The organism is Aeromonas australiensis (assembly GCF_000819725.1).
GTDB classification, from domain to species: domain Bacteria; phylum Pseudomonadota; class Gammaproteobacteria; order Enterobacterales; family Aeromonadaceae; genus Aeromonas; species Aeromonas australiensis.
This window is the reverse complement of sequence record NZ_CDDH01000035.1, coordinates 1-514: the sequence shown is the minus strand read 5'-3', so window position 1 is coordinate 514 and position 514 is coordinate 1. Positions and strand designations below refer to the sequence as shown.

Genomic DNA, 514 nt, shown 5'->3' with positions numbered 1-514 from the left:
AACTGCAAACCAGCTCGGGCGAGGCTGAACAGGCGATGGAGAAGGGCTGCCAACTTGCCGACAGCTGCCAGCAGAAGGCCACCGCGACCGGCACCATTCTCCAGCAGATCAACAATATGCTGCAGCAGGTGGCCGCCGGCAGCGGCCAGATTGCCCAGGCGGTGCAGGAGCAATCTCACGTCACCGCCGAACTCAATCGCAACGTGCTCAGCATCAAGACCCTGGCCGATGACTCCAGCGTTGGCAGCCAGCACGCCGTGCACGGCATCACCCAGCTGGTCAACCAGTTAAGCGATCTTGAGCGGCTGGTGCGCCAGTTCCAGAAAACCGCCCCGGCAAGCCAACGCCGCTCTGAAGTGGTGGCCACCAGTGCCGTGCCGGTTCGCCAAGCGAGATAATCACTACACCAACAATCACCGCAGACAAACCCTATAGGCCTTTGGGCCCATAGGGTTTTTAGTGTCCGCCAACAAGAGGACGAGGGGAACTATTGAGACACCCACCATTTTGAGCA

Annotated in this window: 1 pseudogene; it reads left to right on the top strand. The window is 59.9% G+C overall.

The window, feature by feature from the left end:
* Positions 1-398 (top strand): annotated as a pseudogene (locus BN1117_RS05170) (methyl-accepting chemotaxis protein); the annotation flags it as partial.
* Positions 399-514: the final 116 nt, after the last annotated feature.